Origin of the sequence: Streptomyces camponoticapitis, from assembly GCF_014646115.1 — a bacterium.
Lineage (GTDB): Bacteria > Actinomycetota > Actinomycetes > Streptomycetales > Streptomycetaceae > Streptomyces > Streptomyces camponoticapitis.
Window position 1 is genome coordinate 121,220 of record NZ_BMMV01000004.1, and the last position, 25,890, is coordinate 147,109.

The following is a 25,890-nucleotide window of genomic DNA, read 5'->3' on the forward strand; positions in this document are numbered from 1 at the left end:
GTACATGCGAAGATTCTGGGCGTGAGCGCCAACGACCGCCCCTCGGGCCAGCCGACGAAGACCGCGCCGACATCGGCGACACTCGCCACCCGCGACTCCGCCTTCATGAAGGCGTGCAGGCGGGAGCCCGTGCCCCACACCCCGGTGTGGTTCATGCGACAGGCGGGCCGTTCGCTGCCCGAGTACCGCAAGCTGCGCGAGGGCACGGCGATGCTGGAGTCGTGCATGCGGCCCGACATGGTCACCGAGATCACGCTCCAGCCGGTCCGCAGGCACGGGGTCGACGCGGCGGTCTACTTCAGCGACATCGTCGTCCCGCTCAAGGCCATCGGCGTCGACCTCGACATCAAGCCGGGCGTCGGCCCCGTCGTGGCGCACCCCATCCGCTCGCGCGCCGACCTCGCGCAGTTGCGGGACCTGACGCCGGACGACGTCCACTACGTCACCGAGGCGATGGGCATGCTCACCGCCGAGCTGGGGTCGACCCCGCTCATCGGCTTCGCGGGCGCCCCGTTCACCCTGGCGAGCTATCTCGTGGAGGGCGGGCCGTCCCGTAACCACGAGAACACCAAGGCCATGATGTACGGCGACCCGGAACTCTGGGCCGAACTGCTCGACCGGCTCGCGGAGATCACCGGCGCGTTCCTCAAGGTGCAGATCGAGGCGGGCGCGAGCGCCGTCCAGCTCTTCGACTCGTGGGTCGGCGCGCTCGCCCCCGCCGACTACCGGCGCTCCGCGATGCCCGCGTCCGCGAAGGTCTTCGACATGATCGCCGGCTACGGCGTGCCGCGTATCCACTTCGGTGTCGGTACGGGCGAACTGCTCGGCCTGATGGGCGAGGCGGGCGCGGACGTCGTGGGCGTCGACTGGCGCGTACCGCTGGACGAGGCGGCCCGCCGCGTCGGCCCCGGCAAGGCGCTCCAGGGCAATCTCGACCCGGCGGTCCTCTTCGCCCCCACGCGTGCGGTGGAGACGAAGACCGACGAAGTCCTCGACGCCGCCAAGGGGTTGGAGGGGCACATCTTCAATCTCGGGCACGGGGTGCTTCCGAACATGGACCCGGACTCGCTGACCCGACTCGTCGAATACGTCCACACCCGGACCGCGCGCCAGTAACCTCACCACCCCGCCTTCCTGACGGCGGCCGTCGCCTTGCGGGCCGCCACCAGGACCGGGTCCCAGACCGGGGAGAACGGCGGCGCGTAGCCCAGGTCCAGCGCCGTCATCTGTTCCACCGTCATCCGGGCCGTGAGGGCGACCGCCGCGATGTCCACCCGCTTCGCGGCTCCCACGCCGCCCACGATCTGCACGCCGAGCAGCCGGCCCGACCGGCGTTCGGCGAGCATCTTCACCGTCATCAGCGGCGCCCCCGGCAGATACCCGGCCGTGCCCGTGGACTCGATGGTCGCCGACACGTACTGGAGCCCCGCCGCGCGGGCGTCCTTCTCGCGCAGTCCCGTCCGGGCGATCTCCCGGTCGCAGACCTTGCTGACGGCGGTGCCGACGACGCCCGGGAACGTGCCGTAGTCGCCGCCCACGTTCGCGCCGATGATCTGGCCGTGCTTGTTGGCGTGCGTGCCCAGCGCGATATGCCGGGTGGTGCCCGTGACCAGGTCCAGCACCTCGACGCAGTCGCCGCCCGCCCAGATGTCGTCGTGACCGCGTACCCGCATCGACAGATCGGTGAGCAGCCCGCGGTGCGGGCCGAGCGGCAGACCGGCGGCCTCGGCGAGCGCCGTCTCCGGGCGGACACCGATGCCGAGGACGACGACGTCCGCCGGGTACTCGGCGTCGTCGGTCACGACCGCCCTGACCCGGCCGTCGTCGCCGGTCAGGATCTCGGAGACGGCCGCGCCGCCGACCGTCGTGATGCCGAGGCCGTCCATCGCCTCGTGGACCAGTCGCCCCATGTCCGGGTCCAGCGTGGCCATCGGCTGCTCGTCGCGGTGCAGGACGGTGACCTCGTACCCGCGCTTGAGCAGCGCCTCCGCCATCTCGACGCCGATGTAACCCGCGCCCACGACGACCGCGCGTCCGCCGTCCGTGCGGGCCAGCGTCTCGATCATCGCCTCGCCGTCGCCGAGGGTCTGCACGCCGTGCACGCCGGGGGCGTCGATGCCCGGCAGCGATGGCCGGACCGGCCGCGCGCCCGTGGCGATCACCAGCTTGTCGTACTCCGTCCACGACTCGGTCCCGGCGTCCAGATCCCGGGCCAGGACCCGCCTGCCCTCGGTGTCGATCCGTACGGCCTCGGTCCGCATCCGCAGATCGATCGCTCGCGCCCGGTGCTCCTCCGGAGTGCGGGCGACGAGGTCGTCGAGCCGCTCGACGTCGCCGCCGACCCAGTACGGGATGCCGCACGCCGAGTACGAGGCGTAGTCGCCGCGCTCGAAGGCGACGATCTCCAGCTCGTCGGGCCCCTTGAACCTGCGGGCCTGCGACGCGGCGGACATTCCCGCCGCGTCGCCGCCGATGACCACCAAGCGCTCCGCTGCCATTGCGCGTCCCCTTCGGATGTGTGCGGGGTACCGCGTACCCCGCACACAGACGCTACGCGGAGGCGCCGGTTCAGTCCTGCTTGCCCGTGTCCGGCGATTGCGCCGGGGCGGCCGGGGCCGCCGGTGCGGGGTCGGGTGCGGGTGCCGGGGCGGGCTCCGGTGCCTCTGCCGGGGTCGCGACGGGCGTACGCCGCGCTCCCGCGCCCAGCAGCCGTACGCCGAACAGCCGCCACAGCACGTACAGCAGCGCCAGCGCCGCGGCGAACGGCAGGATCGCGGCCAGCACCACCACGGTCCACCGCAGCATCGACACGAACGCGTCCCAGCCGCCGCCCAGCGCGTCCAGGAAGCCCGGGTCGTCGTCCCCCTCGTCCTTCTTCTCCTTCGTCTCCTCGCTCAGGTCGAGCGTGACCGTCGCCATCGTCGTCCGGTCGGCGAGCGACGCCTGCCTGGCCAGCAGGGATTCCAACTCGGCCTGGCGATTGTTCAGTTGGGTCTCCAGGGCCACCACGTCCGTGACGTCCTCGGCCCGGTCCATCAGCTCCCGTACGCGGTTCACGCTCGCGCGCTGCGTCGCGATACGGCTCTTCACGTCGACCACCTGCTCGGTGACGTCCTTCGCGTTCGCCGTGCGCGCCAGCAGCTTGCCGGTGCCCGCGAGTTCCTTGAGGACGGAGTCGTACTCCGCCTCCGGGACCCGCAGCACGACCTTCGAGGTCACGTGTGTGTCGTCGATACGCTCCGTGCTCTCGTCCTCGATCTCGCCGCCCGCCCCGAGCGCGACCGAACGGGCCGTGGCGAGCGCCTTCGTCACGCTCTTCACCTCCACGGAGAGGGACGCGGTGCGGATCACATGGGTCTTCGCCGGGTCGGCGTCGGCCGCCTCGCCCTTCCCGGCCTGCTGGTCGCCGGCTTCGTACGCCTTGTCGGCGGCCGCCTCCGGGGCGGCGGCCCCCTGCCCGCCCTTCGCCGGCCGGGCCGCGCTGTCGGCCTTCATGTCTCCGCTGTCCGAACCGCCCGCACCGCACCCCGCCAGGGCCAGTGAAGCGGTGAGAAGTGCTGCCGCGAATGCGGGAAGTGCACGCATGTCGGTCCCCCCAAAGAAGCCGAGCGCTGATATCGGGGGTTCGACGGACGGGCGGGGGAGCGGGTTGCGCTTTTCCGGTCGCGAAGCGGTCACGGTCGGGACTCGGTACGGACCGGGCGCGAAGGGGCCGCGATGAGCTGCGCCGGACCCGGGTCGACCCGTGCCGGAAAAGGTCCGGAGGTGGTCTGAGAGAGTGGCAGCCATGGTGAGCAGTCCCGATCACGCGCCCATGCCCGACGCCACAGCTGGGCCGGACGCCCCGCGTACGCCCCATGTCGTCGTCGTCGGGGGCGGCATCGCCGGTCTCGCCGCGGCCGACCGGCTGCTCTCCGCCGGGGCCCGTGTGACGCTCCTGGAGGCGACCGACCTCCTCGGCGGCAAACTCCGGGCCGGTGAGATCGAGGGCGCCCCCGTCGACCTCGGCGCCGAGTCCATGCTCGCGCGCCGCCCCGAGGCCGTCGCCCTCGCCCGCTCCGTGGGGCTCGGTGAGCGCCTCCAGCCGCCCGCCACGACCTCAGCCTCCGTCTGGTCGCGCGGCGGGCTGCACGCCATGCCCAAGGGCCATGTGATGGGCGTGCCGGCCGACGCCTCGGCCCTCGCCGGTCTGCTCTCCGCGGAAGGCGTCGCCAGGATCGACGGCGAACGGGACCTCCGCCCGGTGTCCGTCGGCGACGACGTGTCCATCGGCGAGTACGTCGCGGAGCGGCTGGGGCACGAGGTCGTGGACCGGCTGGTGGAGCCGCTGCTCGGCGGCGTCTACGCGGGCGACGCCTACCGGATCTCCATGCGCGCCGCCGTCCCCCAGCTCTTCGAGGCGCTCCGCACCCACGACTCGCTGCTCGACGCCGTCCGCGCCGTCCAGGCCAAGGCCGCCGAAAACCCGCGCACCGACGCCGTGTTCGCCGGTATCGACGGCGGTGTCGGCAGACTGCCGGGCGCCGTCGCGGACGCCGTACGGGCGCGTGGAGGCGACATCCGTACGCAGACGCCCGTCCTCGCCCTCACCCGCACCGCGGCCGGCTGGGCGGTCCGGACCGAGCGCGAGATCGTCGCCGCCGACGGGGTGGTCCTGGCGAACCCGGCCTGGTCCGCCGCCGCCCTCCTCGCGCACGAGTCACCCGCCGCGTCCACCGGACTCGCGGAGATCGAGTACGCCTCCATGGCGCTCGTGACGATGGCCTTCCGCCGCGCCGCCCTCACGGACCTGCCCGGCCTGCCCGACGGCAGCGGCTTCCTCGTACCGCCCGTCGACGGCCGCACCATCAAGGCCGCGACGTTCTCCACCCGTAAGTGGGGCTGGGTCGACCGGTCGGCGCCGGACCTCTTCGTCCTGCGTACGTCCATCGGCAGGTACGGCGAGGAGGAGCGGCTCCAGCACGAGGACGCCGAACTCGTCGGGGCGTCCCTGCGCGACCTCGGCGCGGCCACCGGACTGGCCGCGCGGCCCGTGGCCACCGAGGTGACCCGGTGGATCGGCGGCCTGCCCCAGTACCCGGTGGGCCACCCCGCGCGCGTCGCCCGCATCCGGGAGGCCGTCGCCGAACTTCCCGCACTGCGCGTCTGCGGCGCCCCGTACGACGGCGTCGGCATCCCCGCCTGTATCGCGAGCGCCCGGCGCGCCGCCGACGAGATCATGGCGACACCGACCCTGGCGCGGGGCACCCATCGGGACGCGGGAGAATAGCGGTATGACTTCCGCACCAGACAAGACCCCCAACGCGGGCAAGAAGGCCAAGGACCTCAACGACGTGATCCGCTACACGCTGTGGTCCGTCTTCAAGCTGCGCGATCTGCTGCCGGAGGACCGGGCCGGTTACGCCGACGAGGTCCAGGAGCTGTTCGACCAGCTCGCCGCCAAGGACATCACCGTGCGCGGCACGTACGACGTGTCCGGGCTGCGCGCCGACGCCGACCTGATGATCTGGTGGCACGCGGGGACCGCGGACGAACTCCAGGGTGCGTACAACCTCTTCCGCCGCACGAAGCTCGGCCGCACGCTCGACCCCGTCTGGTCGAACATGGCGCTGCACCGCCCCGCCGAGTTCAACAAGTCGCACGTACCGGCCTTCCTGGCCGACGAGAAGGCGCGCGACTACGTCAGCGTCTACCCCTTCGTGCGCTCGTACGACTGGTATCTGCTGCCCGAGGAGGAGCGGCGTACGATGCTCGCCGACCACGGAAAGATGGCCCGTGGATATCCGGACGTCCGCGCCAACACCGTGTCATCCTTCTCGCTCGGTGACTACGAGTGGATTCTCGCCTTCGAGGCCGACGAACTGGACCGGATCGTCGACCTGATGCGTCATCTGCGGGGTTCGAAGGCACGGCTGTACGTACGGGAAGAGGTGCCGTTCTACACGGGCCGCCGGAAGTCGGTCGCGGACCTGGTCGACGGACTCGCCTGATCACGCTTGATCCACAGGCGCGGACCGTGATCCGCGTAGCGTGAGCGCACAACTGCATGACGACCGGGTCCGCCCTCGGGTGGCCCGGCCGTCCCACCCGGAAGATCAGACGACCGGCGGCAGCCCGCGGCCGGAACTCTCGTCCAGCGACACCGGGTCCGGCTCCGGGCCGCACCGGTCGCCGACCTGCGCAGACGCGGTGAATCTCGGGGAAGTTCGGCTTTCTTCCCCGTACTTGCCCGCGCTTCGCCGATCGCGACCGGTGGGCCCGGAGTTGTGCTTGCGAGGGCGCTCCGGGGAGCGCGGGACCGGGACAGTACAGAAGCGGAGCGTGCCATGACCACGAGCGGTGACCTGCTCATCGACGCCTTCGACCGGATCCGTCACACCGTCCACGAGGTGGTCGACGGACTCTCCCCCGAGGCGCTCGCCGTACGCATCGACGACGGGGCGAACTCCATCGCCTGGCTCGTCTGGCACCTCACCCGGATCCAGGACGATCACGTCGCCGATGTCGCGGGGACGGACGAGGTGTGGATCGCGCAGGACTGGACGGGCCGGTTCGAACTGCCCTTCTCGCGGCACGCGACGGGGTACGGACACTCGCCCAAGGACGTGGCGGCGGTCGGCGGGATCACGGGGGAGGCGCTGGTGGAGTACCACGACGCCGTTCACGAGCAGACCGTCTCGTACATCAGGACGCTTGAGGACGCCGACTACGCACGCGTCGTGGACCGGAACTGGGTGCCGGCCGTGACCCTCGGCGTGCGGCTGGTCAGCGTCGTCTCGGACGATCTCCAGCACGTCGGCCAGGCCGCGTTCATCAAGGGCTGGCTGCTGCGGCCCTAAGGCCTGTCCACGGTCTCCGGCGCCTCGTCCGCCTCCGGGTGTGTCAGGTAGGAGAGCAGTTCCCGGGCCGCCGGGCCGGTGCGTCGCTCCTCGGGGACGGCCGCCGAGACCTCCCAGAGGCCGGTCTCCGCCCCGGCGAGCGGCACCGTACTGAGCGCGGCGGCCTCGCCCTTGCGGGCGATCGGGCGGGGCACCACGGCGATGCCGAGGCCGTGCCCGACGAGTTCGATCAGACTGTGCACGTCGTTGACCTCCAGGGCCACCCGCCGTTCGACGTCCACGGCCTCGAAGGCCCGGTCCGTGAGGCCACGGGCTCCCCAGTCCTGGTGGAAGTCCACGAACACCTCGTCGGCGAGATCGGCCCACCGCGTCCCGGCGGCCCCCGCGAGCCGGTGACCGGGGTGGCAGAGCAGCACCATCGGCTCGCCGGCCAGCCGGATCAGCCGGACCCCCTCCGGTACGGCCCCGGACACGACGACGAACGCCAGGTCCAGCCGCCCCTCCGCGACATCGTCCACGAGGGACGCGGACCCCGCCTGCCTCAGCCGTATCTCCACGTCGGGGTGCTCGGACCGGAAACGCGCGAGGAGGCCGGGGACGTGCACACCGGTGACGCACTGCTCGGTGCCGACGGCCAGCGTGCCGCGCATCAGCCCCTGTACGGCGGCGACCGCCTCCTTGCCCGCCCGTACGCTCGCCAGCGCGCGCGAGGCCTCCACGAGCAGCGCGCGGCCGGCGCCGGTCAGCTCCACCCTGCGGGTGGACCGTACGAAGAGCGGGGCGCCCAGCTCGCGTTCGAGCGCGCGCACGGAGGCCGAGAGGCCCGACTGGGAGACCAGCAGCCGCTGGGCGGCCCTGGTGAAGTGCCGCTCTTCCGCGACGGCGACGAAGTACTCGAGATGACGGAGTTCCACGGACGGCAGCCTAGGCGAGAACCTCCGTGTACCGGGCACATTGAGAAGCCCGAGCGCTCAATGTGTTCGTTTTCTTCTATTGGACGCCTTGTCGGGGACGGGGCGAGACTGTCCCAGGCCCGCCGGAACCGGCCGGTCGCAGCCGCGGCAAGGAGTGCGTCAGACCATGAAGACCCGTCGTATCGGCACTGTCGAAGTCAGCTCGATCGGGCTGGGCGGAATGCCGATGTCGATCGAGGGACGGCCCGACGAGGCCCGTTCCGTCGCCACCATCCACGCGGCGCTGGACGCCGGCGTGACGTTCATCGACACGGCGGACGCCTACCACCTGCTCGCCACCGACGTGGGCCACAACGAATCCCTGATCGCCAAGGCGCTGGCCTCCCACAGCGGCGGCTCCGAGGTCCTGGTGGCCACCAAGGGCGGCCATCTGCGGCCCGGTGACGGCTCCTGGACGCTGAACGGCTCGCCGGAGTACATCAAGCGCGCCTGCGAACAGTCGCTCCGCAGGCTCGGGGTGGAGTCGATAGGGCTGTACCAGTTCCACCGCCCCGACCCGAAGGTGCCGTACGAGGAGTCCGTCGGCGCCCTGCGCGAACTGCTCGACGAGGGCAAGATCCAGCAGGCCGGCATATCCAACGCCACCCCGGAGCGGATCCGCGCGGCCGACGAGATCCTGGGCGGCCGGCTCGTCTCCGTACAGAACCAGTTCTCGCCGGCGTTCCGTTCCAGCGAGCCGGAGCTCGACCTCTGTACGGAGCTGGGGATCGCGTTCCTTCCGTGGAGCCCGTTCGGCGGCATCAAGAACGCGGCCGGACTCGGCTCCTCCTACGCCGCGTTCAACCGCGTCGCCGAGGCCCACGGAGTGAGCCCCCAGCGCGTCTGCCTGGCCTGGATGCTGGCGAAGTCGCCCGTCGTGGTGCCGATCCCGGGCTCCAGCCGCCCCGAGACCATCACCGACTCGGTCGGCGCGGCGGACCTCGCGCTCACCCCCGCCGAGGTGGCGGAGCTGGACGCGGCCTGACCGCCGGCTCACAACAGCCCCTGAGGCGCCTGTCCGCGTTCGCCGCCGACGGGAAGTGGGAAAAGCCGCCGTTGCCAGGCCCTGCCGTCCGGCAGGGCCTGGCCCGGTGTCAGAGCTGAATGCCCGGGTTCAGCCGGCGCCGCAGCTCGGAACGGGTCTCGTCCGCGTCCAGCGACACCGGGTTGGGCTCCGCGTGCGGTTTGCACTCCGTCCGACGCGCCGGTGTCTTTCCGGCCAGCAGATACGCCTCGACGTGGTCGTTGACGCACGCGTTGGGGCCGCCCGCGATGCCGTGCGTGCCCGCGTCGCGCTCGGTTACCAGTACCGCACCGGACAGGCGCCGTTGCAGCTCCAGCGCGCCCGGGTACGGCGTCGCCGCGTCCCGTTCGGCGGCCAGGATCAGTGTCGGCGGCAGCTCACCGGGCGCGGTGCGGATGTCGACGGGGCGCTGGCGCGGCGCCGGCCAGTAGGCGCACGGCAGATTCATCCACGCGTTGTCCCAGGTCTCGAACGGGGCCTGCCCGGCGAGTTCGGTGTTGTCGCGGTCCCACACCTTCCAGTCCGTCGGCCACGGCGCGTCGTTGCACTCCACGGCGGTGTAGACGGCGTTGCCGTTCTCGTTGTCCACGGCCGCGGCCGGCTGCGGTGTGGCCTGGTCGACCAGGGGCTTGGGGTTGCCCTTCAGGAACTCCGAGAGGGCCGTCGCGCGCATCGCCCAGTAGTCGTCGTAGTAACCCGCCCCGAGCATCGCCGCGTGCAGCTGGCCGGGGCCGACCTTGCCGCCCGCGGGCTTGTGCGCGACCGCCGCCCGTACGCGCTCGTAACTGCGCTGCACCTCATCGGGCGTGGCACCGAGGCGGTACGTCGCGTCGTGCTTGGCGACCCAGGCCCGGAAGTCCGCCCAGCGCTGCTCGAAGGCGAAGGACTGGTCGAGGTTGTTGCGGTACCAGATCTGCTCCGGGTCCGGGTTGACGGCGGAGTCGAAGACCATCCGGCGTACGTGGGTCGGGAAGAGCGAGGCGTAGAGCGCGCCGAAGTACGTTCCGTAGGAGGAGCCCATGAAGGTCAGCTTCTTCTCGCCGAGGGCGGCCCGCAGGACGTCGAGGTCGCGGGCGTTGTTCAGCGACGTGTAGTGGCGCAGGGTCTCTCCCGCGTTGCGGGCGCAGCCCTGTGCGTACGCCTTGGCGCGCGAGATCCGCTCCCTCTTGAACGACTCCGAGGGGTATGTCGGCGCGGGGGTGGGGGCCTTCGCGAAGTCCGCGGCGTTCTGGCAGGACAGCGGCGCGGAGCGGCCGACGCCGCGCGGGGCGTAGCCGACGACGTCGTACGCCGCCGCGATCCGCTTCCACTCGGGCAGGCCGGCCGCCAGCGGGAAAGCCATGCTGGAGGCGCCGGGGCCGCCGGGGTTGTAGACCAGGGCGCCCTGGCGGGCGACGGTCTCCACGGCCTTGCCGTCGCCGCCGGCGGCGCCCGTCTTGCCCGACGCCTTCACGCGGCTGACCGTGAGCCGGATCCGCTCGCCGTCGGGCCGGGCGTAGTCGAGGGGCACCTCGACCGTGCCGCAGGTGAGGGGAGCGGGCAGCATCTCCGCCTTGGGGCAGGTACGGAACCTGATCCCGGCGGCGGCGGCGCGCTTGGCGGCGACGACCGCGCCGCGCTCCTCGGACGAGGCGCCGGCGAAGTCCGCGCCGCCCGCCGGGGCGGCGGAGAGGGTGGACAGGACCAAGGAGCCGAGGGTGGCCAGGGCCCCGTACTTCGCAACTGCTCTCATCGCTTTCCCTTCAGGCGTGCCGCGGTGGGGGAAGGCGATCATCTCCGGCGCTGCCGGCATGTAAAGGATCTGTGAGCGGTGTCGGGGCGTGTGACTCCGATGCGTCATACAGTCACTCAATAGGCCCGTTCGGGGTGCGGGACCGGGCCGAGCGTGCTCCCCGCGCGGGCCGGCCGCGGGGTGCCGTTCAGCCTCCGCCGCCTCCCCCTCCGCAGCCTCCGCCGCCCCCGCATCCGCCACCACCGCCGGAACCACCGCCCCCGCCGCAGCCCGACCCTCCGGAGCTGCCGCAACCGCCGCCTCCCGAGGCCCCGCAGCCGCCGGATCCTCCTGAACTGCCGTCGGCGAAGCCCGCGCTCGCGCACCACTCCACCGTCGCGACGGCCAGATGCGACGCCGGCTGGAAGTCCCGTCCGGGCCGCATGCGCGTCGCGACCAGGAGCTGTTCCCGCAACAGGGTGTCCGGCAGCCCCATCGGGCCGTCCAGGGCGACCAGATGGGCCGGCGTGGTGATGTGGGTGTGGCGCGTACGGAACTCCGCCCGCGCCTTCACCCCGGCGGTGCTGAGCCGCCTCTTGGCCAGGATGGCGCAGACGAGTCCGGAGAAGACCCCGATGAACGCGAGGGGCAGGGTCGGGATGACCGCCAGCGAGCCGGAGCTCACGAGCGCGACGATGGTCAGCGGTATGAGCGGCAGGCACACGATCGCCTGGGCCATCCCCCAGTACACCCACACGCGGGCCTTCCCGGCCGGGATCAGCAGACCACGAGCGGCCAGGGAGTCGCCGACGTCCTGTACGGCGCGGCTGCGCATCACCGCGAGGCGCAGCGAGTGCAGGGCGCCGTGCGGCGCGCGGGCGTGCTCCTGGAGGACGGCGTGTTCCACCGGGTCGCGGGCGACATCGCCGTACACGGCGACGATGCCGGGTCCGCCGATACCCAGCCGCCCGTCCGAGTGCATGGCGACGATGGCGGTCTCGGCGACCCGGCCCGGGCCGCCGCCGAGGAAGGCGGCGTCCATGAGGTCGTGGATCTCCGGGGTGCCGCCGCGCGAGCGAAGTCTGACCACTCCGACGATCAGCGAGACGAAGGACAGACCGACGGCGATCTGAACCAGGGCCGCGAGCAGGTCCATGGCCGGTCACCGCCCCACGAGTACGGCACGGGCCACCCGCGCGATACGTGTCGCCCGGCCCGGCGGCCGCGCCCCGGACCGGTCCCGCCACCACCGCGTCAGCTCCCGCCGCGCGGCCGCGTCCTCGGGCAGGTCGGCGATGAGCAGGTGCTCGGCGAAGTCGAGCGCGTCGCGCCGGTAACCGGCGCGCATGGGACGGGACTTGGCGTACGCGAGGAACGCGGCGCGGTAGCCCGCGCCGAGAATCACCGGCAACTCGGGCGCCACCTTGGCGACGACCTCGGCCCGCTTCCCGGCGAGCGCCCGGCTCTGCACCTTGAGCCGCCGCGAGTCGAACCCCTCGGGCGCGGGGGTCCCGGCGACGAGGGCGGAGAGCAGCGCGGTCTGCGCGAGCGCCAGCCGCTCGCGTGCGCGATCGGTGGGCTGCCCTTCGCCCCGCGGCGCGCCCGCGCTCCCGGCGTCCGCCGGTTCATCACCGTCCTCGGACAGCACCCCGTGTCCGCCCACGCCGCCGTGTCCGCCCACGCCGCCGGTCTCGCCGTGCCCGCCGTGCCCGCCGGTCTCGCCGTGTCCGCCCACGCCGCTGGTCTCGCCGTGCCCGCCGGTCTCGCCGTGTCCGCCCACGCCGCTGGTCTCGCCGTGCCCGCCGGTCTCGCCGTGCCCGCCGGTCTCGCCGGTCCCGCCGGTCTCGCTCGTCCCGCCGGTCCCGCTGGTCCCGCTGGTCCCGGCAGGCTGGGCAGGTTTGGTCGGTTCGGTGGATCCGGCCTGCGTGGTCGCGCCCTTGGGATTCGCCGGTTCGTCACCGGCTTCGCCGGCCGGGTGCGGAATCCCTGTCGCGTCGCCCGCACCGTCGGGACCCGCCGCAACCCCCGTACCCCGTACTGCGGTCGGCCCCGGTCCCCGCAGGGTCGTGCGGATCATGGACAGTTCCGCGGCCAGTTCGGAGGGCGGCGGGAAGTTGTCGTCCCGTTCCAGGAGGACTCCCGGCGGGGATACCCGGGAGCGCAGTTCCGCGAGGACCGCGAGCACCGGGGCGCTCACCGGGTGGGCATGCGTGTCGTGCCAGACGCCGTCTCGTTCGACGCCGCCCGCGACATGCACGTACGCGATCGCCTCGACCGGCAGTTCGTCGAGTGCCTTCGCCGGGTCCTCGCCGCGGTTCACGTGGTTGGTGTGCAGGTTCGCCACGTCGATCAGCAGGCGGACGCCCGTGCGCTCGACCAGCTCCGCCAGGAACTGGCCCTCGGTCATCTCCTCGTCCGGCCAGTTGATCAGCGCGGCGATGTTCTCCACCGCGAGCGGCACGGGCAGGGAGTCCTGGGCGATCCGCACGTTCTCGCACAGCACCCGCAGCGCGTCCTTGGTGCGGGGGACCGGCAGCAGGTGGCCTGCCTGGAGTGCGGGGGAGGCGGTGAGCGGGCCACCGGCCCGTACGAAAGCGATGTGTTCGGTGATCAGCGGCGAGCCCAGCGCCTCGGCCCGCTCCGCCAGATCCGCGAGACGCCCGGTGTCGGGCCGCTCGGCGCCCCCCAGGCCGAGGGAGACGCCGTGCGGGACGACGGTGACGCCGCGTGCGCGGAGCCGGACGAGCGAGTCGGGGAGGTGGTCGGCGCAGACGTTCTCGGCGACGGCCTCGACCCAGTCGATGCCGGGCAGCGCCTCCACCGCCCCCGCGATCTCCGGCCGCCAGCCGATGCCGATCCCCAGGGTCCCCGGATTCCTCGAACGCCCCTGACTCCGCAGATTCCCCACGCTCATGAGTCCCCCTCCTCCGTACCGCGGCGAGTGCCGGTTCAGGAGTAATGGCCCCGCCCGGTGCCGGTGAATCCGAAGGAGGGGACGTTCAGAGCATCATTTGAGGTTCCCCGCGAAAGCGGGCGACCGTCATGATTCCCGGCATTCGCCGGTTCACGGCGTCGCCTTGACGCTCGGCGGCGGACGGTTGGTGTTGACGGCCGTCGGCGCGCCCGGCTGGGTGGACGGCCGGGAGGTGAAGGAGCTGTCCCCGGTCGGTGAGGCGGCCGGCGGCGACGGCGGGAGCTCGCCGTTCGGCGGCGGCGGACCCGTGGGGCTGGCGGTCTTGGTGCCCGCGGCCTCCCGCGCGATGCTGTCGAAGTCGACGAGCCCCGTGGCTTCCAGCATGGTGATGTGGTCCAGCACCGTCTGGTTGGCGTCGGTCGCCAGCTGCCGTATCAGGGTGTTACGTGTCGTATGTCTGACCTCGGCGATCAGCGCGAAGACCTTGCCGTGCGCATTGCGCAGAAGGTTGGCGAACTTCCGGTCGTATTCGGCGCCGGTGGCCGCCGACAGTTCCCTGAGCCAGCCCTGCTGCTGCTCGTTGGGCTGGTTCGGCAGCGCGACACCGAGCTTCGCCGCCACGTCGCGCGCACGGGCGTCGAGGTCGGAGTGGCCGACGACAAGATGGTCACCCGCGTCCTTGATGGCCTGGCTCGGGGCACGTTCGATCGCCTGCTGTCCGGCGGGCAGCTCCCACAGGCCCGCGAGCCGCACCTTCACGAGGAAGTCGCGGTCCGTCGCCGAGAGCGGACCCCACTGGGTCGGCACGCTCGACGCCGCGAGATTCGCCTCCCCCGTGCCGGACCGGTCGGCATACGACCAGACAGGAAAGGCGAGCGCCCCGACCGTCGCGACGAGTGCCGCGATGATGAGTGCCGTGCCGTTGATACGTCGCAACAAAGTGTTCTCCCGGGCCGATGTACTACCACCGCGTACCACCGCAGAATCAACCGCCGGCTGGACGATCGTTCAACCTAATCAGCGGTATTGAGAGATACGACATCCGGAACCGGAGTGTTCAACGACGCAGCGCCGGATGATCGGCGACGACCGTGCTCGACCCGGGCGCGATCTCCGTGAAACCGGCATCCCGGACCAACGGCAGCCCGCTGATCGTCAGTTGGCGCCAGCGCACGGCGTCCGCAGTACGTACCGCGAGCGGGAAACCGGCCTCCTGCCATGCCTTGCGGTCCGTCTCGGACAGTTCCCACCACGCGAGCTGCGCGCCGTGGCCCGTCTGGGCCATCGCCTTGCCCGCCGACATGCCGACGTCCGGACTGAGCCAGAGCACGGGGGCGGAGGGGTCGGCGGGCGGCGGATCCACGGGGTCGGCCAGGTCGGTGCCGGAGACCTGGAGCTTGGCCAGTTCCTTGGGCCAGCCGTCCAGCGGGACCGGTGGGAAGACCCGTACCTCCGCGTACGGGGCGAAGGCGGCGCCCTCGGCGGGCTCCGCGGCGTCCTCGGGGCTGGTCACCGTGATTCCCGGCAGCCCCGACGCCTTCCGCCACTCCGCGCCGCGCGCCCGCCGCACCACCTTGCGGATCCGCGCGTCCTGCCAGTCCCGCATCGCCCGCGCCCACTCGCCGTCACCCGTCGACCGCTCGTCGGCGAGCATGACGAGTACGGCGCGGGCTGCGGCCTCCAGCGCGTCGGTACGGGTCGGAGGCGCCGTCTTCTCCATCCGCACCACCAGCGGCAGGACGAACTGCGGGGCCTCGTCGCGCGCGGTCCGCTCATGCCGGAACGGGCTGTCGGCGCGGCTCTCCGCCCCGTCGTGGCCGTCCGGGCCGCCCGCCGTGGTGCCGGAGGTGTTGTCGATGCTCACGTGGCAAGTGTGCCAGCCGCGACTTGCCGTTCCGCTCGCCGATCTGTTGGCAGAACCGTCGCCTCCGGGTGACCATGCACGACATGAAAAGCGATCTCTTCGCCAGCGAGAACATGGCACAGCAGGCCACCACCCCAGGGATGAGCCTCCAGAACGCCAAATCCGTCAAATACGCCGTCAACGGTGAGATGCACGCGCGTCAGGGTTCGATGATCGCCTTCCGCGGCAATCTCCAGTTCGAACGGAAGGGCCAGGGAATCGGCGGAATGCTCAAGCGCGCCGTCACCGGCGAGGGCCTGCCGCTGATGGCCGTCAAGGGCCAGGGCGAGGCGTGGTTCGCGCACGAGGCGGCCAACTGCTTCATCGTCGACATCGAGCAGGGCGACTCGCTCACGGTCAACGGCCGCAACGTCCTGTGCTTCGACGCCACCCTCTCCTACGAGATCAAGACGGTGAAGGGCGCCGGAATGACCGGCGGCGGCCTCTTCAACAGCCTCTTCACCGGCTACGGGAAGCTCGCCATCATCTGCGAGGGCACCCCCATCGTCATTCCCGTCTCCGCGCAGGCACCGGTGTACGTCGACACGGACGCCGTCGTCGGCTGGAGTGCCCAGCTGGGCACCTCGCTGCACCGCTCGCAGTCCGTCGGTTCGATGATCCGCGGCGGTTCCGGCGAGGCCGTCCAACTGATGCTCCAGGGCGAGGGTTTCGTCATCGTCCGGCCGAGCGAGCTGACCCCGACGAAGCCGTCCGGGAGCTGACCGACGCGTGGAACTACGAGGAGTGGGCCGCCGCTACGGTGTCGGCGGCCCCTGGGTGCTGCGCGGCGTCGATCTCGCGCTGCCGCCGCGGTGCCTGGTCCGCGTCGAGGGCACCAACGGCAGCGGCAAGTCGACACTGCTGCGGCTGCTCGCCGGGATCGACTCGCCCACCGAGGGCCGCGTCACCGGCCGCCCGGTCCGAAGGGCGTACGTCCCCGAACGCTTCTCCGTCGCACTGCCCTTCACAGCCGCCGGCTATCTGACCCACCTGGGCCGGATCCACGGACTGCGCGGGGCCGAGGCGGCGGCGCGCGCCGCCGAGTGGCTTGAGCGCTTCGGTGCCGCGGGCCATGCCCGTACGGCACTCTCCGAACTGTCCAAGGGCACCAGCCAGAAGGTCGCCGTCGCCCAGGCGCTGCTGGCCGAGCCGGAGCTGCTGGTGCTGGACGAGGCGTGGACGGGGCTCGACTCCGCGGCCCGCACCCAACTCGACCTGGCGGTCGCGGAACGCGTCGCCGCCGGCGGCACGGTCGTCTTCGTGGACCACGACCCGCGCCGTCTGGCCGGGGCCTCCGACGCCGTCCACACGGTGGCGGGGAACGCGCTCGTACGCGGTACGCCCGAGACCTCACCGGCCGAACAGGGGCCCCGTGTACGGGTCTTGGCCGTCGGCCCGCCGGGCGCGGCGCCGCCGGACGGGCTGCCCGGGGCGCCGTCGTACGAGCCGGGGCCCGAGGCCGGGACCGTACGGCTGAGCGTCGCCGCCGCGCACTCCGACGCCCTGCTGCGCGCGCTGCTCGCGGCGCGCCCGCCCTGGCACATCCGCGAGGTACGCGCTCCGGCTCCGGCCGAGCGGAACGCGACGAGCACCACGAGCACGACGATCACCACAAGCACCATAAGCACGACGGGGCGCGCCACTTCATGACCGCACTCTTCCGCTACCACGCCGCCATGCTGCTGCGCTCGCAGCGCTGGCTCCCGCCGGTCCTGCTCTACGGGATCTTCCTCGCCGTCGGCGTCCAGGGCGGTGGACCGGTGCTGGACTCCCTCGGCGTCGCCGCCGCCGCTCTGCTGCCGGTCACCGCATGGCTGGTCCGGATCTGCACCACGCAGGAACCGGACGCGGCGCGGGCCGTGACGGCGGCCGCCTCCGGCATGCCCCGCGCGCATCTCGCCGCGCTGCTCGCCGCGGCGGCCTGCGCGGGCGCGCTCGGCGTCGTCGGCACGGCGGTCGTCACGGCCGTCAGCGACCCGAAGAGCGCGGACGGCCTGGTGGACGTGGCGCCGCTGCCCGCCGGGACGGCGGGCCTGCTCGCGGCCCTGGTCTGTCTTCTGGTCGGCGCCACGGTCGGCGCCCTGTGCTCCCGGCCGCTCCTGCGCGGCCGGGGCTGGTCGCTCGCGCTGACCGCGCTTCTCGCGCTGCTGGCACTGGTGACCACCGGCTCCCCGGCGAAGGCCGCCGTCAGTGGTCTGGTGACCGGCTCCCGTACGGGAGCGATCCACACCCCCGGTCTGTCCCTGGCGGCGGCCGCGCTTTTGGCGGCCGTGGCGGCGGGGGCGGTCTGTGTGCTGGGCGTCCGGCGCGGCTGAGCCCGGCGGCGCGGTTCAGTACGCTCGACGCCATGGGAGACGACGCCACCGCCGCTGCCGGGCCCGTCGTGCACGCGGACTGTGTGCACTGCGGCGAGCCGACCGAGCACCCGGAATCGACCAGGGGCAGCACGCTGTGCCCGGTCTGCGAATGGCGCGAGGCCGAGCGGAACGCCTGCTCCGGCTAGGTCGTGTCTTCGAAGTAGCGACCTCCGCCTGCAGGGCGTCGCGGCCAGGCGGGACTTTGAAGACACGACCTGGGACGTTCCCGGCGATCCGTGGGGTCGCCGCTCACCCCTTCATCAGCTCCGACACCTTGACGAAGCGGTAGCCGCGCTCGCGCAGCGCAGGCACGATCATCCGGACCGCCTCGTCCGTCACCGGGGCCGCGCTCGTCGTGCAGTGCATGACCACCACCGAGCCGGGCCGTACCTCCGCGAGCACCTGCTCCGCCACCTCCTCCGCGTCCGTGGCGAAGGCGTCGCCGCTCACGACGTCCCACTGGACCGCCGTCAGGCCCGCCGGCGCCAGGGTCCGGAGCGTCGACCGGTCGTAACAGCCGCCGGGAAAGCGGAAGTACGGCACCACCTGGCGTACCCCGGCCCTGCGGAACGCGCCGAAGGCCCGCTCCACGTCGGCGGTCATGTGCTTCCTGGGGAGTACCGGCAGCCCGTGGCAGTCGGCCGTGAAGGAGTGATGGCTGTACGAGTGGTTCGCGACCTCGAACAGGGGGTCGGAGCCGATCTCTCGCGCCTGGAACGGGTACTCCTCCGCCCACCGGCCCGTCATGAAGATCGTCGAGGGGACTTCGAGGCGGCGCAGCGAGGAGATCAGGGTCGGGTTGTCGAAGCGTTCGCCGCGGGCGGCGCGGGCTCCCTGGTCGGACGTCATGTCGGCGTCGAAGGTGAGCGCGACGGTCTTGGCGGCCGTTCCGGCACGGACCTTGCCCGGGGGGTCCGCCGCGCGGAGGAAGACCGGGGTGGTCGCCGGGCGTTCCGGCCCGGCCGGCTGGTGTGTCGCGGGTCTGGCCGAGGGGGCCGGGGCCAGGCGCGTGTCGGTGGCTCCGGCGCAGGCGGCGAGGACGGTTCCCAGCAGGGCGAGGGGCAGCAGTCTTGGTGCGTATGTGGGCATACAGGGAAAATATATGACTAAATGTTCATCGTGCTGTTTCGGCACTCGAAGATTGCCGGAACCCGGCACTGCTGCGCCGTGACGGACCGTGAGAAAATTTCCCTCCCATTCAAGGGTTCAAGGGGGACCGGCGAGAGCCGGGGGAGGGGCGACCCATGGATGTGTTCCTCGGTCTCGGTATCGCGGGTGTTGTCCTGCTCGCCGTGGCGCTGATCTTCGACGGGATCTTCGAGGGCCTGTTCGGCGGAGTGCTCGACGGCCTGTTCGCGGGCCTGCTGTCGCTGCCCGTCGTCGCGGGATTCGTCGCGATGCTGGGGTTCGGCGGCGCGATCGTGCTCGGTACGACCGACCTCGGGGTCGGCCACGCCGTCGCCGCGGGCGCCCTCGCCGGTGCCGTCACCGGCTGGCTGGCCTGGAAACTCAGCCGGGTGCTGATGCGCGACCAGACGGACGCCACGCCGCGTGGAGCGGATCTCCTCGGCACGTCGGGGTCCGTGGTCACGGCCATCCCGGTCGACGGCTACGGCGAGGTGATGCTGCGGGTCGCGGGCCAGCCGGTGAAGTTCGCCGCGAGGAGCACGGTGCCCCTGGCGCGGGGCGCCGAGATCTGGGTGGAGTCGACGCTGTCGTCCACCTCGGTCGGTGTCCGTCCCGTCGAGCGCTGACCGCCGCCGCGGAAGCGCCCTGGCGCCCAGCCGCGGATGCGCCGAGCCACCGAAGCGCGCAGCCACCGAAGTGCCGAAGTACCGAAGTACCGAACCACCGCTCAGCGTCCGGCGTCCCACATGTGCGACGCCGACAGCTCGTACGTCAACAGGGGGCAAACATATGAGTCCAGTGATCATCGCGGTGGCGGGAGCCGTCGTACTCCTCGTCCTGCTCGCTCTCGTCGTCATCACCCGCTACAAGGTCGCGGGCCCCAGCGAGGCCTTCATCATCACCGGCCGGCGTGGCAAGTCGTCCACGGACCCGGTCACCGGCCGGGTCAGCACCGACAACAGCGGCCAGAAAGTCGTGGTGGGCGGCGGCGTCTTCGTCGTTCCCTTCGTCCAGCAGAAGTTCACACTCGATCTGTCCAGCCGGCACATCCCGGTCGCCGTCCGGGGCGCGGTGACGCTGCGCGGCGTCAAGGCGCATCTCGAAGGCGTCGCCATCGTCAAGGTCGGCGGCAACGAGGACGCCATCCGCGCAGCCGCCCAGCGCTTCCTGCGGCAGCAGAAGGGCATCGTCGGCTTCACCCAGGAAGTGCTCTCCGGCGCGCTGCGCGCCATCGTCGGCCGGATGGCCGTCGAGGACATCATCCGCGACCGCGCCGCGTTCGCCGGCCAGGTCGCCGAGGAGGCCGAGGCGAGCCTCTCCGGCCAGGGGCTGATCCTGGACGCCTTCCAGATCCAGGACATCACCACCGAGGGCTCGTACCTGGAGGACCTCGGCCGGCCCGAGGCCGCCCGTGCCCGGCAGGAGGCGGACATCGCCGAGGCGATCGCGAAGCGGGCCTCCGAGCAGGCCAGGCTCAAGGCCGCCGAGGAGATCGCGGTGGCCGAGCGGACCTTCTATCTGAAGCAGGCCGAGATCAAGGTCGAGACCGAGGCGGCCAAGGCCAAGGCCAACGCGGCGGGCCCGCTCGCCGAGGCCGCGCGCCAGCAGGAAGTCCTCGGCGAGCAGGAGAAGGTGGCACAGCGCCAGGCGGCTCTGACGGACCGTCAGCTGGACACCCAGGTACGCAAGCCGGCCGACGCCGCCCGCTACCAGGCCGAGCAGGAGGCGGAGGCCCGCAGGATCGCGCAGGTCAAGGAGGCCGAGGCGGACGCCGAGCGGTCGCGGCTCACCGGTGAGGGCGAGAAGCTGCGCCGTGCGGCGCTCGCGGAGGCCGTGCGGATCGAGGGGGAGGCGGAGGCCGACGCCATCACGGCGCGCGGTACCGCCGAGGCCGGGGCGATGCAGAAGAAGGCCGACGCGTTCGCGCGGTACGGCGACGCGGCCGTGCTCCAGATGCTCGTCGAGGTGCTGCCCGCCGTCGTCGGCAAGGCGGCCGAGCCGCTGAGCGCCATCGACAAGCTGACGGTCATCTCCACGGACGGCGCGAGCCGGCTCTCGCGGACGGTCACCGACAACGTCGCGCAGGGCATGGAACTGCTCACGTCCACCACCGGGGTCGACATCGGCGAGCTGCTCAAGAACCTTTCGCAGCGCACGGGTTCGGCGGAGCCGGCCGGGGCGGAGGCCGCGCCCGGGGTCGAGGCGGCCAAGTCACCGGAGAGCGGCAAGAAGATCGAGATCAGCGGCTGACGTCCCGTCAGTCACTGGTGGGTGAAGGGCCGGCCGGACCGCTGTCCGGCCGGCCCCTCGCATGTCTTTCGCCGCGCTCGCTGAACGCAACTCCCGTATCGCCCGTATCAAGGGGTCGGACTCCGTAATCCCCCACAGGAGGCGACGAGTTGAGTCACAGGCGAATATCCAAGAGCAAGGCCGTACTCGCGGGAGCCGGGGCGGTGGGTGTCGCGGCAGCGGCCATCCTGCTGCCGAACGCCAACGCGTCACAGTCCGGCACGGACGACGGCGCGGGCGGCGCGGGGCAGAACGCGCGGACGGTCAGCGCCGCTTCGGCGCCGGAGCTCGTCGCGCGGCTGTCCTCACAGCTCGGCGAGGACTACGCGGGGGCGTACTACGACACGCAGAAGAAGCAGGTCGTGGTGAATGTCGCGGACGGCGGCGACAGCGACGCGACAGCCCGGGTGCGTGACGCCGGCGCCGTGGCGAGAAGCGTCGAGAACAGCATGGGTGAACTCCGCTCCGCCACCGGCACGTTGACCCGGGACGCCACCATCCCCGGCACCGCGTGGGCCGTCGACCCCCGGACCAACCAGATCCTCGTCACCGCCGACACCACGGTCACCGGTGAGCGCTGGGACACGCTGGAATCGACCGTGGCCTCGCTGGGCGACGGCATGGCCCGTATCCAGAAGTCGGCGGGCGAGTTCAAACCGTTCCTGGAGGGCGGCGACGCCATCTTCGGCGGCGGATCCCGCTGCTCGCTCGGCTTCAACGTCACCACGCAGGACGGCACCCCCGGATTCCTCACCGCCGGGCACTGCGGTGTCGCGGCCGAGCAGTGGTCCGAGGAGCAGAACGGCGCGCCCGTCGGCACGGTCCAGGCGGCGACGTTCCCCGGCGACGGGGACTTCGCCCTCGTCACGTACGACGACCCGGCCACCGCGGCGCCCAGCGAGGTGGACCTCGGCGACGGGCAGACCCTGCCGATCGGACAGGCGGGCGAGGCGGCCGTGGGCCTGGAGGTCGTCCGGATGGGCAGCACCACCGGCCTCGCGGACGGTTCGGTCACCGGGCTCAACGCGACGGTGAACTACGCGGAGGGCTCTGTCAGCGGCCTCATCCAGACCAACGTCTGCGCCGAGCCGGGGGACAGCGGTGGCCCGCTGTTCACGGCGGACGGTACGGCGATCGGCCTGACGTCGGGCGGCAGCGGTGACTGCACCTCGGGCGGCGAGACGTTCTTCCAGCCGGTCTCCACGGCGCTGGCCGCGGTGGGCGCGGAGATCGGCGCGGGCGGTGCCGCCGACGACGGTGGCGGCGGGGCTGTCGACGACGGCAGCGGCGACGCCGGCGACGACAGCGGTGCCGGCGTCGGCGACGACGGCTTGGAGGTCGGGGGCGACCACTGACCGGGTCTGGCGCCCCGGTCGTCGGACGGGCCACGGAACGGCCCGTCCGGCGACCGGGGATCACCCGGTCGTCGCGTCAGCGCCGGCGCCAGGGCCCCGTGACCGCGAACGTCGTCCCCGGCGTGTAGGAGTTCACGTACATCGTCTCGCCGTCCGGCGCGAACGTGACCCCCGCGAACTCACCCCACTCCGGCTCCTCGGGCGTCCCGATGTTGTCCGCCCCCCGAGCCATCTCGTACAGCTCGCCGTCCCGCGTCAGCCCGTACACATGCTGCGCGCCACCGCCGTCCTCACAGACCATCAGGCCGCCGCTGGGCGCGAGGCAGATGTTGTCCGGGGACTCGCCGGGCATCTGGATGTCGGTGTCCGGGCCGAAGGCGATCACGAGTGTGAGCCGACGCCGATGCGGCTCGTACTTCCACACCTGTCCGTAGTGGTCGGCCGCCGAGCCCTCCGCGCTCTTCGCGAAGCTCGACACGAAGTAGACGGACCGGTCGCCCCAGTAGCAGCCCTCCAGCTTCTGGGCGTGCGTGATGCCCTTCTTGCCGAAGTCCTGGAGCCGGATGGGCGTCTCCTTGGCCTGCGTGTCCGGGACCGGCACCCACTCGATACGGTCGAAGCTCGCGCCCGGCTCCTGGATGGCCGACAGGTCGGGTACGCCGGGGACCCGCATGGCCTCCAGCGTGCCGCCCGCGCGCAGCGAGCCCAGGCCGCCCCGCGGCTTCTCGGGCAGGAAGCGGTAGAAGAGCCCGAACGGCTTCTCGAACGCGTCCTCCGTCTCGTACACGATGCCTTCGCGCGGGTCGATCGCGATCGCCTCGTGCTGGAAGCGGCCCATCGCCTTCAGCGGTACGGCTCCGCTGCGGTGCGGATCGGCGCCGTCGACCTCGAAGATGAAGCCGTGGTCCTTGGTGTAGCCGTTGGTGCCGGCCTTGTCCTCGGTCTCCTCGCAGGTGAGCCAGGTCCCCCAGGGGGTGGGCCCGCCCGCGCAGTTGACGGCGGTGCCGGCGATGGCGACGCGTTCGCCGATCACGTGATTTCGCCCGTCGAGTTCGAGCGCCGTACAGCCGCCCTTGCCCATCGGGTCGTAGGTCAGGCCGTCGACGGTCGGTACGCCGATCTTGCCGTCGAACCGGTTCTCGTGGTTACGGACGAGATGGACGCGCCCGCGCCGGCCGGCGAAGGCGGCCATACCGTCGGGATTGCTGGGGACTTCGCCCTCGCCCGAACGGAGCGCGTCGCCCGTTCTGGACAGGACGCGATAACGGAAACCCTTCGGCAGGTCCAGCAGACCGTCGGGGTCGGGTACGAGCGGGCCGTAGCCGCTGCGTCCCATTTCCTGTGCGACAGCGGTGCCGGCGAACAGCTCCGACACCGCTCCGGTGAATGCGATTCCGGCCACCGATGCTCCGGTGGCCAGAACCTGACGTCGTGTTGCGGACATAAAAGGCAACTCCCTGTTGGCGGACAGAGACGTGACCCGCACGGTGTATCACGGGTGTAGTGCACACGTGAACTGTGCGGGCCACTGGGCCTTATGTGTCCTGAGAGATCAGCAGATCAGAGGATCGCAGAAGATCCGCGGACCGGCGGCTCAGGAGAGACCTCTGATCAGGCGAGCGAAGCGGTGAGCGTGATGCTCGTGCCCGCGAGCGCCTGGCTGACCGGGCAGTTGGCCTTCGCGTCCTCGGCGGCCTTGACGAAGTCCGCCTCGTCGATCCCCGCGACCTCACCCCGCACCGTGATGTGGATGCCGGTGATGCCGGTGCCGGGCACCAGCGTGACGTCGGCCTGGGTGTTCAGCTTGGTCGGCGGGGTGCCGGCCTTGGTGAGACCGTTCGACAGGGCCATCGAGAAGCAGCTGGAGTGAGCGGCGGCGATCAGCTCTTCCGGGCTGGTCTTGCCGTTCGCCTGCTCGGCGCGGGAGGCCCAGGAAACCGGCTGGTCGGCGATCCCGGAGGAGTCGAAGGTGACGACGCCACTGCCCTTGATGAGGTCGCCGTCCCAGACGGTGTGTGCCTGGCGCGTGGTAGCCATGGTGATGGGAACCCTTCTGTATCGGGCACGTGGGAGCTGATCGAACGCACCTCACGCACCGCACATCGTTACGGCACCGAACTTACTCGGCGATCACGCTCTTCGCGTCGCGTGCCAGGGCAGTGAGACGGGAGATCGCACGGAAGTACTTCTTCCGGTAGCCGCCGTTCAACATCTCTTCGCCGAAAAGCCGGTCGAACGGCAGCCCGGAGGCGAGAACCGGTATCTCCCGGTCGTACAGCCGGTCGGCCAGGACCACGAGGCGCAGAGCCGTCGACTGGTCCGGCACCGGGCCGACATCCGTGAAGCAGGCAACCCGCAGACCCTCCGTCAGCGCGCCGTAGCGGCTGGGGTGGACGGTGGCCAGATGGGCGAGGAGAGCGGGGAACTCGTCGAGGCTGGCGGCACCGCCCGTCCGCGCGGTCGCGTGCGCCGCGCGTGTCACCTGCTCGGTGGTGAGCGGGGCGGGCGCCTCGGGCAGTCCCCGGTGCCGGTAGTCCTCGCCGTCGATACGCAGGGGCCGGAAGCGCGCGGAGAGCCCCTGGATCTCCCGCATGAAGTCCGCGGCGGCGAAGCGGCCCTCGCCGAGCTTGCCGGGCAGCGTGTTGGAGGTCGCGGCGAGCGCCACACCCGCCTCCACGAGCCGGCTCAGCAGGCTCGATACGAGGACGGTGTCGCCCGGGTCGTCCAGTTCGAACTCGTCGATGCAGAGCAGCCGGTGCCCGCCGAGGGTTCGTACGGTCTGCTGGAAACCGAGCGCGCCGACGAGGTTCGTCAGCTCCACGAAGGTGCCGAACGCCTTCTCTTCGGGCGCGGCCGGGGCGGCGTGCCAGAGGGAGGCGAGGAGGTGGGTCTTGCCAACGCCGTAACCGCCGTCGAGATAGACGCCGCGCGGGCCGGCGCCGCCCGCCTCGGGCTTCCGGCCGAACCAGCGCCCCCTGCCCTGTCCGGTGCCGGCCGCGGCGCCGAGTCCGGCGGCGAACGCGCTCAGGACGGTGACGGCCTCGGCCTGGCTGGGCCGGCCTGGGTCGGGGACGTACGTGGCGAAACGCACCGAGTCGAAGCGCGGCGGCGGGACCATCTCGGCGACCAGCCGCCCCGGGTCGACCCGCGGGTCCCGCGCGCACAGCGAGACCGGCCCGTTCGCGGGAGCGGAAGCGGAGGCGGGCGAGGCGGCGGAGGGGGACGCCGGTTCGGCGGGGGAGGCTGACACGTTGTCCAACTGTAGAGCGTGTGCCGGCCGCCCCGTCCGGTGGCGGTGGCCGTCGCGGCGGGCAGGGTTTCCGGACGCGGGCACCCCGTGGGAGCCGGTCGCACGGGTGTGCGCCGCACACCCGCCCGGACCGGCGCGCGGGCCACGCGGCGACCGACGGCGTGCGA

24 protein-coding genes are annotated in these 25,890 nt (G+C 72.0%); 12 read left to right on the forward strand and 12 right to left on the reverse strand.

What is annotated here, in order from left to right; translation table 11 throughout:
• The first annotated feature begins 21 nt into the window (after nt 1-21).
• The gene (hemE, locus tag IEY79_RS07590) at nt 22-1,116 is read left to right on the forward strand and encodes a uroporphyrinogen decarboxylase (RefSeq protein ID WP_189106555.1); all 1,095 of its coding nucleotides are present in this window, start codon (nt 22-24) and stop codon (nt 1,114-1,116) included.
• 2 nt (nt 1,117-1,118) lie between these two features.
• Here hemE and IEY79_RS07595 read toward each other — a convergent pair whose 3' ends face one another.
• Both IEY79_RS07595 and IEY79_RS07600 read right to left on the reverse strand, forming a co-directional pair.
• A complete protein-coding gene (locus IEY79_RS07595) occupies nt 1,119-2,498 on the reverse strand; it encodes an FAD-dependent oxidoreductase (protein ID WP_189106556.1) in 1,380 nt (459 codons plus the stop codon).
• A 70-nt stretch (nt 2,499-2,568) separates the two neighbouring features.
• Entirely contained in the window at nt 2,569-3,585 is a 1,017-nt protein-coding gene (locus IEY79_RS07600; RefSeq protein WP_189106557.1) for a DUF4349 domain-containing protein, read from the reverse strand.
• Between the two features lie 229 nt (nt 3,586-3,814).
• Here IEY79_RS07600 and hemG point away from each other — a divergent pair, with 229 nt between their 5' ends.
• From hemG to IEY79_RS07615, 3 genes are all read left to right on the forward strand, one after another.
• Nucleotides 3,815-5,269, forward strand: coding sequence for a protoporphyrinogen oxidase (gene hemG, locus IEY79_RS07605; RefSeq protein WP_229700758.1), 1,455 nt, complete (start codon nt 3,815-3,817; stop codon nt 5,267-5,269).
• Between the two features lie 4 nt (nt 5,270-5,273).
• Nucleotides 5,274-5,990, forward strand: coding sequence for a hydrogen peroxide-dependent heme synthase (gene hemQ, locus IEY79_RS07610; RefSeq protein WP_189106559.1), 717 nt, complete (start codon nt 5,274-5,276; stop codon nt 5,988-5,990).
• A 336-nt stretch (nt 5,991-6,326) separates the two neighbouring features.
• Complete coding sequence (locus IEY79_RS07615; protein WP_189106560.1) at nt 6,327-6,839, forward strand: mycothiol transferase; 513 nt, start codon at nt 6,327-6,329, stop codon at nt 6,837-6,839.
• Here the strand turns inward: IEY79_RS07615 and IEY79_RS07620 are convergent.
• Nucleotides 6,836-7,753, reverse strand: a complete 918-nt coding sequence (locus tag IEY79_RS07620) for a LysR family transcriptional regulator (RefSeq protein WP_189106561.1) — start codon at nt 7,751-7,753, stop codon at nt 6,836-6,838. The genes IEY79_RS07615 and IEY79_RS07620 overlap by 4 nt on opposite strands.
• Before the next feature lie 166 nt (nt 7,754-7,919).
• Between IEY79_RS07620 and IEY79_RS07625 the strand changes: the two genes are divergently transcribed.
• Nucleotides 7,920-8,777 (forward strand): aldo/keto reductase, encoded by an 858-nt coding sequence (locus IEY79_RS07625; RefSeq protein ID WP_189106562.1) that lies wholly within the window; start codon nt 7,920-7,922, stop codon nt 8,775-8,777.
• 109 nt (nt 8,778-8,886) lie between these two features.
• Here the strand turns inward: IEY79_RS07625 and IEY79_RS07630 are convergent, their stop codons facing one another.
• The 5 genes from IEY79_RS07630 to IEY79_RS07650 form a co-directional block, all read right to left on the reverse strand.
• Entirely contained in the window at nt 8,887-10,548 is a 1,662-nt protein-coding gene (locus tag IEY79_RS07630) for an alpha/beta hydrolase (protein ID WP_189106563.1), read from the reverse strand.
• Nucleotides 10,549-10,735: 187 nt separating this feature from the next.
• Nucleotides 10,736-11,683: a TIGR04222 domain-containing membrane protein gene (locus tag IEY79_RS37980; protein ID WP_189106564.1), complete on the reverse strand. Its 948-nt coding sequence runs from the start codon at nt 11,681-11,683 to the stop codon at nt 10,736-10,738.
• 6 nt (nt 11,684-11,689) lie between these two features.
• On the reverse strand, nt 11,690-13,441 hold the full coding sequence (locus IEY79_RS07640) for an MbnB/TglH/ChrH family RiPP precursor modification enzyme (RefSeq protein WP_189106565.1): 1,752 nt from the start codon (nt 13,439-13,441) through the stop codon (nt 11,690-11,692).
• A 150-nt stretch (nt 13,442-13,591) separates the two neighbouring features.
• Nucleotides 13,592-14,377: a DUF4142 domain-containing protein gene (locus IEY79_RS07645; protein WP_189106566.1), complete on the reverse strand. Its 786-nt coding sequence runs from the start codon at nt 14,375-14,377 to the stop codon at nt 13,592-13,594.
• A gap of 121 nt (nt 14,378-14,498) precedes the next feature.
• Nucleotides 14,499-15,299: an aminoacyl-tRNA hydrolase gene (locus tag IEY79_RS07650; protein ID WP_189106794.1), complete on the reverse strand. Its 801-nt coding sequence runs from the start codon at nt 15,297-15,299 to the stop codon at nt 14,499-14,501.
• Nucleotides 15,300-15,388: 89 nt separating this feature from the next.
• Between IEY79_RS07650 and IEY79_RS07655 the strand changes: the two genes are divergently transcribed.
• The 4 genes from IEY79_RS07655 to IEY79_RS07670 are packed head-to-tail and all read left to right on the forward strand — an operon-like array spanning nt 15,389 to nt 17,847.
• Nucleotides 15,389-16,066, forward strand: a complete 678-nt coding sequence (locus tag IEY79_RS07655; RefSeq protein WP_189106567.1) for an AIM24 family protein — start codon at nt 15,389-15,391, stop codon at nt 16,064-16,066.
• A 7-nt stretch (nt 16,067-16,073) separates the two neighbouring features.
• Nucleotides 16,074-16,994: an ABC transporter ATP-binding protein gene (locus IEY79_RS07660; protein ID WP_189106568.1), complete on the forward strand. Its 921-nt coding sequence runs from the start codon at nt 16,074-16,076 to the stop codon at nt 16,992-16,994.
• Nucleotides 16,991-17,659, forward strand: a complete 669-nt coding sequence (locus tag IEY79_RS07665; protein WP_189106569.1) for an ABC transporter — start codon at nt 16,991-16,993, stop codon at nt 17,657-17,659. Before IEY79_RS07660 ends, IEY79_RS07665 begins: the two co-directional genes overlap by 4 nt.
• A gap of 32 nt (nt 17,660-17,691) precedes the next feature.
• Complete coding sequence (locus tag IEY79_RS07670; RefSeq protein WP_189106570.1) at nt 17,692-17,847, forward strand: hypothetical protein; 156 nt, start codon at nt 17,692-17,694, stop codon at nt 17,845-17,847.
• Nucleotides 17,848-17,950: 103 nt separating this feature from the next.
• On the opposite strand, the gene IEY79_RS07675 is transcribed toward IEY79_RS07670, so the two are convergent.
• Complete coding sequence (locus IEY79_RS07675; protein WP_189106571.1) at nt 17,951-18,790, reverse strand: polysaccharide deacetylase family protein; 840 nt, start codon at nt 18,788-18,790, stop codon at nt 17,951-17,953.
• A gap of 155 nt (nt 18,791-18,945) precedes the next feature.
• Between IEY79_RS07675 and IEY79_RS07680 the strand changes: the two genes are divergently transcribed.
• The 3 genes from IEY79_RS07680 to IEY79_RS07690 all read left to right on the forward strand — a co-directional run bounded on the left by IEY79_RS07680 (nt 18,946) and on the right by IEY79_RS07690 (nt 22,473).
• Complete coding sequence (locus IEY79_RS07680) at nt 18,946-19,455, forward strand: NfeD C-terminal domain-containing protein (protein ID WP_189106572.1); 510 nt, start codon at nt 18,946-18,948, stop codon at nt 19,453-19,455.
• A 163-nt stretch (nt 19,456-19,618) separates the two neighbouring features.
• Entirely contained in the window at nt 19,619-21,079 is a 1,461-nt protein-coding gene (locus tag IEY79_RS07685) for a flotillin family protein (RefSeq protein ID WP_189106573.1), read from the forward strand.
• 149 nt (nt 21,080-21,228) lie between these two features.
• Complete coding sequence (locus IEY79_RS07690; protein WP_229700731.1) at nt 21,229-22,473, forward strand: S1 family peptidase; 1,245 nt, start codon at nt 21,229-21,231, stop codon at nt 22,471-22,473.
• Between the two features lie 76 nt (nt 22,474-22,549).
• On the opposite strand, the gene IEY79_RS07695 is transcribed toward IEY79_RS07690, so the two are convergent.
• The 3 genes from IEY79_RS07695 to zapE all read right to left on the reverse strand — a co-directional run bounded on the left by IEY79_RS07695 (nt 22,550) and on the right by zapE (nt 25,639).
• Complete coding sequence (locus IEY79_RS07695; protein ID WP_189106574.1) at nt 22,550-23,917, reverse strand: alkaline phosphatase PhoX; 1,368 nt, start codon at nt 23,915-23,917, stop codon at nt 22,550-22,552.
• Between the two features lie 167 nt (nt 23,918-24,084).
• Nucleotides 24,085-24,510, reverse strand: coding sequence for an OsmC family protein (locus IEY79_RS07700; RefSeq protein WP_189106575.1), 426 nt, complete (start codon nt 24,508-24,510; stop codon nt 24,085-24,087).
• 82 nt (nt 24,511-24,592) lie between these two features.
• Nucleotides 24,593-25,639, reverse strand: a complete 1,047-nt coding sequence (zapE, locus tag IEY79_RS07705; protein ID WP_229700759.1) for a cell division protein ZapE — start codon at nt 25,637-25,639, stop codon at nt 24,593-24,595.
• Between the last annotated feature and the right edge of the window lie 251 nt (nt 25,640-25,890).